General features: G+C 69.7%; 10 protein-coding genes. 4 read left to right on the top strand and 6 right to left on the bottom strand.

The features are described 5' to 3' along the window. The 3 genes from EJO66_RS06210 (at window position 1) to EJO66_RS06200 (ending at window position 2,461) form a co-directional block, all read left to right on the top strand. Window positions 1-1,506: a mannose-1-phosphate guanylyltransferase/mannose-6-phosphate isomerase gene (locus EJO66_RS06210; RefSeq protein WP_125964768.1), complete on the top strand. Its 1,506-nt coding sequence runs from the start codon at window positions 1-3 to the stop codon at window positions 1,504-1,506. A 28-nt stretch (window positions 1,507-1,534) separates the two neighbouring features. Further along, window positions 1,535-2,134, top strand: a complete 600-nt coding sequence (locus EJO66_RS06205) for a hypothetical protein (RefSeq protein ID WP_124958162.1) — start codon at window positions 1,535-1,537, stop codon at window positions 2,132-2,134. A gap of 96 nt (window positions 2,135-2,230) precedes the next feature. Beyond that, window positions 2,231-2,461 (top strand): hypothetical protein, encoded by a 231-nt coding sequence (locus EJO66_RS06200; RefSeq protein ID WP_124958163.1) that lies wholly within the window; start codon window positions 2,231-2,233, stop codon window positions 2,459-2,461. Window positions 2,462-2,482: 21 nt separating this feature from the next. On the opposite strand, the gene EJO66_RS06195 is transcribed toward EJO66_RS06200, so the two are convergent. The 4 genes from EJO66_RS06195 to imuA form a co-directional block, all read right to left on the bottom strand. Then, window positions 2,483-3,421, bottom strand: coding sequence for a hypothetical protein (locus tag EJO66_RS06195; RefSeq protein WP_124958164.1), 939 nt, complete (start codon window positions 3,419-3,421; stop codon window positions 2,483-2,485). A 69-nt stretch (window positions 3,422-3,490) separates the two neighbouring features. Beyond that, window positions 3,491-6,847, bottom strand: coding sequence for an error-prone DNA polymerase (locus EJO66_RS06190; protein WP_125964767.1), 3,357 nt, complete (start codon window positions 6,845-6,847; stop codon window positions 3,491-3,493). Further along, window positions 6,840-8,189 carry a Y-family DNA polymerase gene (locus tag EJO66_RS06185; RefSeq protein ID WP_124958166.1) on the bottom strand — a complete coding sequence of 450 codons (1,350 nt, stop codon included), beginning with the start codon at window positions 8,187-8,189 and terminating at the stop codon, window positions 6,840-6,842. The genes EJO66_RS06190 and EJO66_RS06185 overlap by 8 nt, the downstream gene beginning before the upstream one ends. Continuing rightward, window positions 8,158-8,964 (bottom strand): translesion DNA synthesis-associated protein ImuA, encoded by an 807-nt coding sequence (imuA, locus tag EJO66_RS06180; protein WP_124958167.1) that lies wholly within the window; start codon window positions 8,962-8,964, stop codon window positions 8,158-8,160. Before imuA ends, EJO66_RS06185 begins: the two co-directional genes overlap by 32 nt. Before the next feature lie 210 nt (window positions 8,965-9,174). Here imuA and EJO66_RS06175 point away from each other — a divergent pair, with 210 nt between their 5' ends. Next, window positions 9,175-10,062, top strand: coding sequence for an aldo/keto reductase (locus EJO66_RS06175; RefSeq protein WP_223262248.1), 888 nt, complete (start codon window positions 9,175-9,177; stop codon window positions 10,060-10,062). Between the two features lie 13 nt (window positions 10,063-10,075). On the opposite strand, the gene EJO66_RS06170 is transcribed toward EJO66_RS06175, so the two are convergent. Continuing rightward, the gene (locus EJO66_RS06170) at window positions 10,076-11,053 is read right to left on the bottom strand and encodes a Bug family tripartite tricarboxylate transporter substrate binding protein (protein WP_124958168.1); all 978 of its coding nucleotides are present in this window, start codon (window positions 11,051-11,053) and stop codon (window positions 10,076-10,078) included. 19 nt (window positions 11,054-11,072) lie between these two features. Beyond that, complete coding sequence (locus EJO66_RS06165) at window positions 11,073-12,200, bottom strand: porin (protein WP_124958169.1); 1,128 nt, start codon at window positions 12,198-12,200, stop codon at window positions 11,073-11,075. Window positions 12,201-12,254 lie beyond the last annotated feature (54 nt).

The raw sequence follows: 12,254 nt of genomic DNA, 5'->3' as shown, positions 1-12,254 counted from the left end.
ATGACCACCCCCACCATCCACCCCGTCGTGCTGTGCGGCGGCAGCGGCACGCGCCTGTGGCCTCTTTCGCGCAAGACCCTTCCCAAGCAGTTCGCGCCGCTGATCGGCGACAAGAGCCTGCTGCAGCTGACGCTGGAGCGCTTGTGCAGCCTGAACCGCAACATCACCTGCGTGGCATCGGAAGAGCATCGCTTCCTGGTGCGCGAGGCGGTCGACAAGGCCGGCGCCACCGGCCGCCAGATCCTGGAGCCGGTGGCGCGCAACACGGCGGCCGCCATGGCCGCGGCGGCGCTGCGCGCGGGGCCGGACGACCTGCTGCTGTTCGCGCCGGCCGACCATCACATTCCCGACACCGCGCTTTTCGCGCAGACGGTGCGCAGCGGCGTCGACGCGGCGCTGGCCGGGCGGATCGTGACCTTCGGCGTGGCGCCCAGCTTCGCGAGCACGGCCTATGGCTACATCGAAGCCGGCGCGGCCTCGGCCGACGGCCACAGCCACGCCGTGGTGCGCTTCGTGGAAAAGCCCACGGCCGCCGTGGCCGAGTCGCTCATCCTGCATGGCGGCTACTGCTGGAACGCCGGCATCTTCCTGGCGCGCGCCGACATCCTCGTTGCGGCGCTGAGCACGCATGCGCCCGACATCCTCGAGGCCTGCGAACGCGCCGCTGCCGCCATCACGGCCGACGGCAGCTTCGACCGGCTGGACCGCGAGGCCTTCGAGGCCTGCCGCAGCGACAGCATCGACTATGCGGTGCTCGAAAAGCACCAGGCCATCTCGGTCGTCAAGTTCAACGGCAACTGGAGCGACGTCGGCAGCTGGAACGCGGTGGCCACGCTGCATCCGCAGGACGGCAGCGGCAACCGCCTGAGCGGCAACGCCAGCGCCCTGCGTTCGAGCGACACCTTCATCCACGCGCCGCACCGCCGCGTGGTGGCGCTGGGCACCCGCGGCCTGATCATCGTGGACACGCCCGACGCCGTGCTGGTGGCGGGCGCGGACTGCGCCGAGCAGGTCGGCGAGGTGGTGCGGATGCTCACGGCCGAAGGCCAGGCCGAGGCCACGGAACACCGGCGCGTGGTGCGGCCCTGGGGCGCCTACGACAAGCTCGACTTCGGCGAGCGCTTCCAGGTGAAGCGGCTCACCGTCAAGCCCGGCGCCAAGCTCTCGCTGCAGATGCACCACCACCGCGCCGAGCACTGGATCGTGGTCCAGGGCACGGCCAGGGCCACCTGCGACGGGCAGGTCACGCTGGTGCGCGAGAACGAATCCATCTACCTGCCGCTGGGCGCCATCCACCGGCTGGAGAACCCGGGCAAGACGATGCTGGAAGTGATCGAGGTGCAGACCGGCGGCTACCTGGGCGAGGACGACATCGTGCGCTTCGACGACACCTACGGCCGCTGCCCTTCGATCAAGGCGCGCGGCGGCGATGTGCAGGCGCTGCCGCTGCCGGATGCCGCCGCGGCCGTGGCGGTGGCCGCGCCGCAGTTGGCCCCTGCCCCGTAGCTGCCGCAACCCTTGCGCAGCATCCGCCATGACGAAGCTCTGGCCTGCGCTGCTGGCCGCCGCCCTGCTCTCGGGCTGCGCGGCGCCCACCGCCACGCCGCCAGCCACTCCCGTGGCGGCGGCGCCCGCGGCCGGTACGGTGGCATGGCAGTACGTGCGCTCGACCTGGCACGAGGCACGGCAGCCGGGCCTGGGCATCAGCCACCGCTACCAGAGCCGCGTGGGCTGGATCGACGTCTACCTGTACGACATGAAGCAGGGCCACTGGCAGGCCGGAGTCGACGATCCACGCTTCGAGGCGCAATTCCAGTCCTCCGTGGAAGAGATCCGGCTCGCGGGTGCAAGGGGCCTCTACGCCGAAGTGGAGGTCGGCCCCATCAGCGACGTGCGGATCGAGGGGCAGGACTTTCGCCGCGTGAGCCTTCGCATCGTGCATGCCGTCACGCGCAAGGCCTACGAGTCGTTCACCTTTCTCACGGCGCGCAACGGCCGGCTGCTGAAGTACCGCATGTCCTTCGACACGCCGGCACCGGCCGACGTGGATGCCATTGCGCGCGAATTCATCGAGCACAACCTGCGCAGCGGGCCGGACATGCCGAGGGCCGCGCAGCCACTCTTCGACACCTGAGCCCGGTGCGCCGCAGCCTCGCGAAAATACTGTTCTTTCATACAGTGTTTCCTCTAGAATTACTCGTCTCCAAGAGCAAACATTCAAGGCGACACCATGACCACCGCCAGCCCGCCGGCGTCCTCTGCGCGAATCCTGTTTTTCTCGCCGCTGCGGCGCTCGCAGCCGCGCCAGCCCGTGGGCCGGATCTCGACCTGGCCCTTTCGCGTGGCCACGGAAAAAGACCGCGACGGCGGCAACCTCCCTTGCGACGGCAATGACGTGCGCCTGCATGCGGCGCGCGTGCTGCGCACCACGGCCGAGCACTGGTGGCCGCCGGCCGGCTGAGCGCGAGTGGCGGATGGGAGCCTACGCGCCCTCGTGCGCGCCGGGTTCGCCGAGCAGGTCCTGCGCGTCGTCGTCGAAGCCCGCGATGGGCTGGGCCTTGGCAAGCGCGAGCCACACGCCGAACGGAATGCGATCGAAGGCGCGGTGCACGGCGGCGCGCGCCACCACCAGCCGTTCGCCTTCGAGCACGAGCACGCCACACTCCGGCGGAATTTCGTCGGGCGATGCGATGCAGCGGCCGCGCGCATCGTTGCCCAGCACGTACCAGCATTCGCCGCCCAGATCGAGGTAGGCCGCGCGCTTGTCGGGCTTGCGCAGGTCGCCCAGCAGATCGGCGCGGCTCACCTTCACCTCGTGCACGACGGGATGCGCATAGGCCTCGACGCTGGTATTGCGGATCGAGAACACGTCGGGCCTGGCGATGCACCAGCGCGGCTTGCCGCCCTCCTCGAGCGGCGGCAGGCGCGCCCGCAGGCCGAGGCCGCGCCAGGCAATGCGGCCGCCGCGCGTCATCTCGCGCGCCACGCGCTCGACCAATGCCTCGTGCGGCGAGAGCGCCGCGCGGTTGAGGGTGAGCGTGGTGGCAATGCGCGCAATGCCGGCATCGGTCACGCGCAGGGTCTCGTGGCCATGCGGCGTGCGCACGCGCTCGAGGAACCCGCCCGCGAGCAACTCGACCTCGATGGCGTCGCAGCAGGGCCAGCCCGCCGAACGGTAGATCTCGCGCAGCCGCCGCGCATGCAGCTTGCCGAACGGCACTTCGCCGGCCCTCTGCATGGGTGGCTCCACCACGGGCGGCGGAAAACCCGGATCGGTGAACGGTGGCTCCACGGGTGGTGGATCGCCCTCGGGCGGAGGCCCGGGCGGCGGTGGCGGCGGCATGGGAATCGGCACGTCCGGTGCGGGCGGCGGCGGCCCGATATGCGCGACAACGACGGGAACAAGGGCGAGTGCGGACATGGAGGAAACAGGTTAGCGAAAAGTCGTGGTGTGCGCGAGACATGGAACGATCGGTTGCATTCGATGCCATCAATGGAAGTCGCGGCTGGTGTTGCTCAGCGCCAGCCGGCCCATGAGCGGCGTCAGGTCCTTGAAGCCGGTGGCGATCAGGTGCTGCACCTTGCCGCCGCTGTCGTCGTCGCGCTGCCAGGTGCCCTGCACCGCGAGCAGGTGCGACTTCAGCAGCGGCTCGCGCCAGGCCTCGATGACATGGCTCCAGACGATCACGTTGACGTTGCCGGTCTCGTCCTCGAGCGTGACGAAGATGGTGCCGTTGGCGGTGCCCGGGCGCTGGCGGCCCTTGACGATGCCGCAGGCGCGCACGGTCTGGCCGCTGGGCTGCGCGCGCAGCTGCTCCGCGCTCATGAGCTTCATGCGCGCAAGGCGCGGGCGCAGCAGCGCGAGCGGATGGCGGCGCAGCGTGAGGCCGAGCGCGGCGTAGTCGCCGACGATCTCCTCGCCCTCGGGCGCCGCGGGCAGCTGCAGCACCGGCTCGTTGATCGGAACGCCCTTGAGCATGGCCGGCGAGCGGTGCTGCGCGGTGGCATCCCACACCTGCTGGCGCCGATGGCCCGAGAGCGACATCAGCGCATCGGCCGCGGCCAGCGCCGCCATGTCCTTGCCGTCGAGCTCGGCGCGCAGCGCGAGGTCTTCTGTGCTGGTGAAGGGGGCCTGGGCACGGGCTTTCAACAGGCGTTCGGCGCCTTCCTTGGAGAGACTGGAAATGCGGTTCAGGCCGAGCCGCACCGCAGGCTGGTTCTCGCGGCCGAGGCGATCGGCGTAGCGCGCATCGGTGCCTGGCGGCATGCGCGGCGCATCGGGCGCGCGGGCTTCGAGCGTGGTGTCGATGTCGCTGCAGGTCACGTCGGCCGGCCGCACCTCGACGCCATGCCGCCGCGCATCCTGCACCAGCTGCGAGGGGCTGTAGAAGCCCATGGGCTGCGAGTCGAGCAGCGCCGCAAGAAAGCAGGCAGGCTCGTAGTTCTTGAGCCAGCTGCTCACGGTGACCAGCAGCGCAAAGCTCGCGGCGTGGCTTTCGGGAAAGCCGTAGTCGCCGAAGCCGAGGATCTGCTTGAAGATGGCCTCGGCGAACTCGGCCTTGTATTTGTTGTCGACCATGCCCTTCACGAGCTTGTGGTGGAACTTCTCGAGGCCGCCCTTGCGCTTCCAGGCCGCCATGGCGCGGCGCAGCTGGTCGGCCTCGTCGGCAGTGAACCTGGCCGCGATCATCGCGATCTGCATCACCTGCTCCTGGAAGATCGGAATGCCCAGCGTGCGCTCCAGCGCGGGCTTCAGTTCTTCCTTCTCGTATTGGATCGCCAGGCCCTTGGCCACCCGCTCGCGCTGCTTGAGGTAAGGATGCACCATGCCGCCCTGGATGGGCCCGGGCCGCACGATCGCGACCTCGATCACCAGGTCTTCGTAGGTGCGCGGCTTCAGCCGCGGCAGCATCGACATCTGCGCCCGGCTCTCGATCTGGAACACGCCGATGGTGTCGGCGTCGCAGATCATGTCGAACACCTTCTGGTCGTCGTTGGGGATGTGGTGCATCTGCACCATCGAGCCGCGCCAGCGGTTCATGTGGTCGAGCCCGCGCCGTATCGCGCTGAGCATGCCGAGCGCGAGCACGTCGACCTTGAGCATGCCCATGGCTTCGAGGTCGTCCTTCTCCCACTGGATGACGGAGCGGTCCTTCATGGACGCCTTCTCGACCGGCACCAGCCGCGTGAGCCGGGTGTGCGTGAGCACGAAGCCGCCCACGTGCTGGCTCAGATGGCGCGGAAAGCCCTTGAGCCGCCGCGTCATCTCGATCCACTGCACCAGCTTGAGTTCGTCTTCCTCCACGCCGACGCGTGCGGCCGCCTTGAACAACTGCTCGCCCAGCACGGTGTCGTCGAACCAGTAGTGGTCCTTGGCGAATTCGTCGATCAGCCGCTCGTCGATGCCCATGGCCTTGCCCACGTCGCGCAGGGCGCTGCGCGCGCGGTAGCAGATGACGACGGCCGCGATGGCCGCGCGATCGCGGCCGTACTTCTGGTAGATGTACTGGATGACTTTCTCGCGCTGCTGGTGCTCGAAGTCGACGTCGATGTCGGGCGGCTCGTGGCGGTGGCGGCTCAGGAAGCGCTCGAACAGCAGGTGGCCTTTTTCAGGATTGATCGCGGTGATGCCCAGGCAATAGCAGACCGCCGAATTGGCCGAGGAGCCGCGGCCCTGGCAGAGGATGTTCTGCGAGCGCGCAAAGCGCACGATGTCTTCCACCGTGAGAAAGAACATCTCGTACTTCATCTCGACGATCAGCGCGAGTTCCTTCTCGAGCTGCGCGCGCACCTTGTCCGGAATGCCATCCGGAAAACGCACCTGTGCGCCTTCCCACGTCTTGCGCACCAGCGTCTCGGCCGGCGTCTCGCTGCTGCCCACGGTTTCGAGCGGGTACTTGTAGTTCTCGCGGATCACCTCCGGATCGAACCGGCAGCGCTCGGCCACCACCAGCGTGTTCGAGAGCATCCCGGGCAGATAGAGCTCGGCCAGCCGCACCCGCTGCCGCAGATGCCGCTCGGCGTTCGACTGCAGCGCAAAGCCGCACTCGGCCACCGTCCTGCCTTCGCGCACGGCCGTCAGCACGTCGTGCAGCGGCTTGCTCGAACGCGCATGCATGTGCACGTCGCCGGCCGCCACCAGCGGCACGCCGGCCTGTTCGCCCGCCTGCATCAGCGCGGCGAACCAGAGGTCGTCGTCGAGCTCGTTGAGCATTTCCACCGCCAGCCACAGGTTGCCTGCGTAGAGCGCCTTGGCGGCCATCAGGTCTTCATGCAGCGTGGCCGCATCCACGGCGGCGCCCGGCTCGCGGTGCGGCACGAAGAGAACCTGGCAGTCCTGCAGAGAGGCCACGTCGCTGTACTCCCAGCTCACGCGGTACTCGCCCTTGGGCAGCTCGGTGTTGCGCGCGGCGGTGATGAACTCGCAGAGGTTGCCCCAGCCTTCGGTGCCGTTCGCGATCACCACCAGCCTGAAGCGCTCGAAGCGGAACTCGCTGCCGAACAGCAGCCGGAAGCCGGGGTTGCGCGGGAGCGGAGCCTCGTCTGGATGCTCGCGCTCGTATTCCTTGAGCTTGGCCGGCAGGTCGCGCAGGCAGACATGCGCGCGCACGATGCCCGCCACCGAGCATTCGTCGGTGATGGCCAGCGCCGTGTAGCCGAGCTGGTAGGCGCGCTCGACCAGTTCCTCGGGCGTCGAGGCGCCGCGCTGGAAGCTGAAGTTGCTGAGGCAGTGCAGCTCGGCGTAGTCGGGCAGCGTGGGTGCAGGCTTCTTGCGCAAAGGCAATGGCAGCGCATGCACCTTGGCCGAGTTGCGCCCGCGCAGCTGCTTTTCGCTCAGGTCAGGCATAGAACCCCTGCAGGTACCAGCGCACCTCACCCGGAGAAAAGCGCGCCGAGGGCCGCTCGCGAAAGATCCACACCAGGCCGGCCTCGGGGCTTTCCGCCACGTAGTAGTCGCGCATCGCGGGCTGGCCGCCGTCTTCCTTGCCGCCCCACCAGCCCGCCTCGATGCGCTGCGGCCCGACCAGCTTGCGCAGCGGGCCGCGGTAGCACGGGCTTTCGCCGTCCATCTCGAGCAGCAGCGGCTCGGGCAGCAGCCAGGGCGGGTAGATGGCATCGGCCTGCAAAGCCGCGGCCTTCGCTTGCTTGCCGGCCTTGTCCGTCGGCGCCTTGTCCTGCTGCAGCGCGGGACTCCAGGCCTGCTTGCGCTCGGGCCGGTGGTCGGCCTGCGCCGCGGGCACCACCACCTGGTGCGGCCCGAGCCGCACGCTGAGCCGCTCGACCATCTCGTGCAGCTTGTCGCCCTTGCGGTTGTCCTCGGGCAGGAAGCTGGTGCTGGCGCCGGCCCACGGATCGGTTTCGAGCGTGCGCAGCGCGAGCCAGCTCGCGGGCGCCGCGAGCGTGGTGAGAGCCAGCTTTTCGGACAGCAGGCGGCGCAGGTGCGCCATGTCCTGCGTGGGCTCGGCCGTGCGCACGGTGACCTGCTGGTGCGGTGGCAGGTTCACGCCGTTGAAGCGCTTGAGGTCGAGCGTCCACTGCAACTCGAGCGCACGCGCGCCGCGCTGGCGCGCGCGCAGCCAGATCTGCAGCGCCGCGAGCAGGCGGTTGGCCGACCACATCAATTCAGGCGCGGTCTCGGCGAGCGCGGGCAGCTCCAGCTTCTGCTCGAACACGTCGGGCAGCGTGAGCCAGTCGTGGCTTTCAGGGCACAGGCCCCAGGCGATGTCGAGCGCTTTGCGCAATTGCGCGCCGAAGCGCCGCGTGAGGCCTCCGCGCGGCAGGGCCGCCACCTCGCCCCAGGTGCGGCAGCCCAGGCGCGCGAGCAGGTCGAGGTGGGGGTGCGCGGCCGTCAGCGTGTCCAGCGGCAGGCCGGCCGGAATGTCCTTGGGCCGGTTCTCGTTGCGCTCGAACAGGCGCAGCCGCGCCAGCGCGATCAGGCTCGTGGCGCCCTGCGCGCCGCGCAGCACGGCGCCGGGCGCGGGGTTCTCGTGGGCCAGCTGGCGCATCAGCGACGTGCGCCCGCCCCACAGGCGCTCGCAGGCCGAGACTTCGAGCATCAGCGCCTCGTCCTGCCAGGCGGCGTGCGGCGTGTAGCGCAGAGCCCACCAGCCCAGCGCCTCGGGCGTGGGAAGCACCGGTGCATCGGGCGCGTCGGCATCAAGCGACCACCGCAACGCGATCCAGTGCATTTCCGTTTCCTTTCCACGCGTCGATGCGCACCACGGTGGCCGACCCGGCTGCCTCGGCGGCCGGCACCGTGCCCTGCTGCCGCAGCCGCAGCTTGCGGCGCAGCCGGGCGGCGGCCAGCAGCGCGCTCATGCGCTCGTTGCGCGCCGGCAGCATCACGGGCGCGGCCAGCGGCGGGCCGCGCCGCTTGAGGATGCGCAGCTCGATCTGCGACGCATCGGCCTCGCAGCTTTCCACCCGAAGACGCAGCCGCGCCGGCGATGCGCCCTGCGCGGCCGATGCGGGCCGGCACACGAAGAGCAGCACGTCGTGCTGGGCGGCCGCCAGCTGCAGCCGGCGCAGCTCGCCCACCCGGGCCTGCGGCAGCCAGGCCAGCACGGCGGCCACATCGGCGCAGCGCAGCGCCTGTTCGCAGGCCCACAGCCGCGCGGCCGGCGCATCGCTGCGGACCCACATCAGCGCCTCCACCGGCAGCCCCTGCGCCGCGAGCGCCGCTGCGCAGGGCTCGTAGGGCGCGCCAATCAGCACCACCGGCCCGCCGTGCGCTTGCACCGCCTGGGCCAGCGCGGGCAGCAGCAGGCGCCAGACATGCGCCTCGGGCGCGGTCTGCAGCAGTTCCGTCATGGCGCCGACCGGCCAGCCGCCACCCGGCAACTCCGCGTCGAGCGCGGCGTGGCCGGTGGCGACGACCTGCGCGTCGGCCAGGCCGAGTTCATCGGCATGCCAGACGCCGCGGCCCGCGGCAGCGGAAAAGGAGTCGAGGAAAGGGAGGCCCATGATTCAACTGTTAACTGTATTTTTATACAGTATTCCATGCATCGCAACCGGAAAGCCGGCTGGAGGGGCTTTCCTTGCGCGGTGGCCCTGTGCGCCGTCCCGGCCGATACTGGAATCCGGAACGGCAAGCACCCCCGAAGGACTTTTTCTCCCGTGACCCTGCCGGCAAACGGTCTTTTTCTCACGCGCGCCCGGCTGCTGCGGCTGGGCATGGCGCTGTGCGCCGGCGCGGCGCTTCCCCCCGCATCCGCGCAGCAAGGCAGTCTGAAGATGAACACCCGCCCCATCCCCTCCACGCAAGAAGCCCTGCCGGTGGTCGGCTGCGGCACCTGGATCGGCTTCGACCAGCGCCCCGGCACCGACGAATACCAGCGCCTGCCCGGCGTGCTCGACGCGCTGTTCGCGGCCGGCGGCACGGTGATCGACAGCTCGCCGATGTACGGCCGCTCCGAGGAAACCACCGGCGAGCTGCTGGCCGCCGCATCGAGGCCACGCGAGAACAAGGCCTTTCTCGCCACCAAGGTCTGGACCTCGGGTCGCGAGGCCGGCATCGCGCAGATGGAGCAGTCGTTCGCGCGGCTGCGCACCCAGCGCATGGACCTGATGCAGGTGCACAACCTGATGGACTGGAAGACCCATCTCTCCACCCTGCGCAATTGGAAAGAGAAAGGCCGCGTGCGCTACATCGGCATCACGCACTACACGGCCTCGGCCTACCGCGAAGTCGAGGCCGTGCTGCGCGCCGAGAAGCTCGACTTCCTGCAGATCAACTATTCGCTCGACGCGCGCGAGGCCGAGGAGCGCCTGCTGCCGCTCGCGGCCGAGCGCGGCGTGGCGGTGATCGTCAACATGCCCTTCGGCGGCGGCGGCCTGCTGCGCCGGCTGCGCGGCAAGCCGCTGCCCGCCTGGGCCGGCGAGATCGGCTGCACGAGCTGGGCGCAGGTGCTGCTGAAGTTCGTGCTGAGCCACCCGGCCGTGACCTGCACCATTCCCGGCACCAGCCGCGCCGAGCACATGGCCGACAACGCCGCGGCCGGCGCCGGCGCGTTCCCCGATGCGGCGTTCTGGCGCCGCAACGCGGAATCGATCGGGCTCTGAGCCGCCACCGCGGCTATTCGAACTTCACGTTGTGCTGCCGCACGGTGGCGCCGAAGGCCTCGTACTGCGCGCGGAAGAATTCGGCGAACTTCGCGGGGCTCATGCCGTAGCCCTCGAAGCCCTGCTGCACCAGCTGCGCATGCACGTCGGGCCGCTTCAGCGTGTTCTGCAGTTCCTGCGACAGCTTGTCGGTGATCGCCTGCGGCAGCCCCGGCGGCCCGAAGAAGCCCGCCCAGGGCGTGATGGTGAGCTTGCCCAGCCCGAGCTCGCCGCCCGTGGGCACGTCGGGCAGCAAGGCGCTGCGCTGCGGCAGCAGCGTGGCCAGCGCGCGGATGCGCCCTTCCTTCACGAATCCCGGCGCCAGCGTGCCGGTGGTGAACATCATGTGGATCTGCCCGCCCAGCAGGTCGGTCATGGCCTGCATGTCGCCCTTGTAGCGCGCGTTGACCACCTTGCGCTCGCCCAGGAGCTGCAGCATGGCCAGTTCCGACGCGCTGTTGCTCGATGCCGAGTTGTAGGCGCCGGGCCTGGCCGCCACCATGGCGAGCAGCTCGTTCACGCTCTTCACCGGCAGGCTCGATGGCACCACCAGGAACATCGAGAACTGGCCGGCCGAGCTGATCGGCGTGAAGGCCTTGAACGGGTCGTAGGGTGGCGTGGGCCGCAGCGTGGGCGCCGCCACCATCGCGGTGTTGGTGCCCATCAGCAAGGTGTAGCCGTCGGGCTTGGCCGACGAGGTGGCCTGCGCCGCGAGCACGCCGTCGGCGCCCGGCCGGTTCTCCACGATCACCTGCTGGCCGAGCTGTTTCGACAGCCCCTCCGCAATGATGCGCGTGAGCGCGTCGGCGCCGCCGCCGGGCGCAAAGCCGACGATCAGGCGCAGCGGCTTGTCCGGATAGCTGCCCTCGGCACTCCATGCCGCCGCGCCCGGCAGCATGGCCAGCGTGCCGCCGGCCGCAAGGGCCGCCAGCGTCAGGTTTCTGCGTCGCATGTCGTTGCTCCTTCTTCAGTCAAAAGAGATGCCGCACGCCGAACTCCCAGCCCGACGAGCGGCGCCCGCCCGCCGGCGCCACGCCGCCGCTCACCACGTAGCGCGCCTGGCCGCCGTTCATGAGCCGCGCATAGGTGCCGTAAAGCGCGGTGCGCTTGGAGAGGTTGTGCACGTAGCCGATGCCGAACTGGCGCGCGTCGTCGCGGTTGCGCGGCATGCCGTTGACGTTGCGCAGGCTCTCGTCGCTGCGGTCGTCCAGGTAGGCGTAGCTCAGGCGGATGCGGCCGACCTCGAAGGCCGGAATGTGCGCGCCGATCTCGGCCGTGTTCTTGCGCACCGTGCCGGCCGCGAGTCTCACCGTCACCTTGTTGTAGAGCGCGAAGAATTTCGCAAAGCCCGCGTCCCAGGTGCCGCCGATGTTGGCATGCGTGTAGTTGCCGATGGCGGCGGTGGCGTTGAAGTGCGAGCGCGTGACGGCCGCCGCAATGTCGAACGCGCCCGCGGCAAAGCCGAAGCGCGCACCGGCAAAGTTGCCGTCGTCGCGGTTGGGTGCGGTGGAGTCGTTCTCGCCGGTGCCGATCATCGCCATGCCGTAGAAGCCGCCGAGCCCGGCCGGCAGCCAGTAGCTCACGGTGTTGCTGCCCGTGATGCCGGTGGGCAGCGGCCCGGTGCCCGCGCCCGCGAACGTGAGGTTGCCTGCGCGCGCCACGCCGTTGGCGTTGAAGGGATCGAAGTAGATGCTGTTGTAGTGCGTGGGAATGAAGTCGCGGCCCAGGCGCAGTTCGCCGAACTTCTGGTGCGACAGGCTCACGAAGGACATGCGGTCGAAGGCGATCGGCCCCGCCGTGCCCGCGCCGCTCGCCTGGTTGTTGCTGTTGCTCGGCCGGCCGGTGCCGGTGTCGGGGTTCAGGCTGCCTTCGAGCCAGAAGCCCGCGCGCAGCCCGCCGCCCAGGTCTTCGGTGCCGCGGAATCCGAGCCGGCTGGTCGAAAGGCCGCCGTTCGACAGCGCCTTGACCGAGCCGCCGCCCTCGCCTTTCGTGTACTGCACGCCGAGGTCCATCACGCCGAACACGGTGACGCTGGATTGCGCGTGCGCCGCGCCGCTGCCGGCCAGCGCCAGTGCCGATCCCATCAGAAATCTCTTCATGGTTTTTTGTCTCCTGCTTCTTCTCTTGGTTGAAAAACTCGGGAACGCGCGCAG

Origin of the sequence: Variovorax beijingensis (assembly GCF_003951285.1) — a bacterium.
GTDB classification, from domain to species: domain Bacteria; phylum Pseudomonadota; class Gammaproteobacteria; order Burkholderiales; family Burkholderiaceae_C; genus Variovorax; species Variovorax beijingensis.
The sequence above is the reverse complement of the archived record's forward strand: the minus strand, read 5'-3'. Positions and strand labels throughout refer to the sequence as shown.

Coding starts and splice junctions, on each gene's coding strand:
- EJO66_RS06170 (WP_124958168.1), bottom strand. CDS start 11,053: ATGCGACGCAGAAACCTGACGCTGGCGGCCCTTGCGGCCGGCGGCACG.
- imuA (WP_124958167.1), bottom strand. CDS start 8,964: ATGGGCCTCCCTTTCCTCGACTCCTTTTCCGCTGCCGCGGGCCGCGGC.
- EJO66_RS06205 (WP_124958162.1), top strand. CDS start 1,535: ATGACGAAGCTCTGGCCTGCGCTGCTGGCCGCCGCCCTGCTCTCGGGC.
- EJO66_RS06185 (WP_124958166.1), bottom strand. CDS start 8,189: ATGCACTGGATCGCGTTGCGGTGGTCGCTTGATGCCGACGCGCCCGAT.
- EJO66_RS06190 (WP_125964767.1), bottom strand. CDS start 6,847: ATGCCTGACCTGAGCGAAAAGCAGCTGCGCGGGCGCAACTCGGCCAAG.
- EJO66_RS06175 (WP_223262248.1), top strand. CDS start 9,175: ATGGCGCTGTGCGCCGGCGCGGCGCTTCCCCCCGCATCCGCGCAGCAA.
- EJO66_RS06200 (WP_124958163.1), top strand. CDS start 2,231: ATGACCACCGCCAGCCCGCCGGCGTCCTCTGCGCGAATCCTGTTTTTC.
- EJO66_RS06195 (WP_124958164.1), bottom strand. CDS start 3,421: ATGTCCGCACTCGCCCTTGTTCCCGTCGTTGTCGCGCATATCGGGCCG.
- EJO66_RS06210 (WP_125964768.1), top strand. CDS start 1: ATGACCACCCCCACCATCCACCCCGTCGTGCTGTGCGGCGGCAGCGGC.
- EJO66_RS06165 (WP_124958169.1), bottom strand. CDS start 12,200: ATGAAGAGATTTCTGATGGGATCGGCACTGGCGCTGGCCGGCAGCGGC.